This window comes from Escherichia sp. KCJ4928 (genome assembly GCF_004352695.1).
Lineage (GTDB): Bacteria > Pseudomonadota > Gammaproteobacteria > Enterobacterales > Enterobacteriaceae > ECMA0423.
The window spans coordinates 1-429 of the sequence record NZ_SJWV01000615.1 but is presented as its reverse complement, the minus strand read 5'-3'; the positions used below and the strand labels follow the sequence as shown (position 1 = coordinate 429).

Sequence of the window (429 nt, the reverse complement as noted above, 5' to 3'; positions counted from 1 at the left end):
ATCTTGAAACGGTATTCAAATATAAAAATGGCGATGATGTCCGGGAGATAGCCAAAATTAACATTACTCTCCAAAAAGAAGAGGATGGTTTATATAATTTAGGTGGATTGGATTTTAAGGGATGCTTCTTTTCTGGACAGAACTTCAGTAACTATGATATTCAATATGTGAACTGGGGAACGTCATTGTTTGATCTTGATACTCCGTGTATTTTTAATGCGCCTGCTTACAACAAGAGTAATGAAAAATCATTAAAACCTGTGAGCGAAAACGGTTTAAGTGGAGTCTTGACTGATCGTAATAATAAAATAAAACTCATCACGGGCGTGGCACCATTCGATGATATTTTATTTATGGATGATGACTTTGATGATAGTTCCTCTGAGGATGATCCCGTTGAGAATAGTCCTGTTGTGACTAGTCCCGTTG

1 pseudogene is annotated in these 429 nt (G+C 36.8%); it reads left to right on the top strand.

Annotation, left to right across the window (positions count from 1 at the left end):
• A pseudogene (locus tag E0D98_RS25880) lies at positions 1–429 on the top strand (hypothetical protein); the annotation flags it as partial.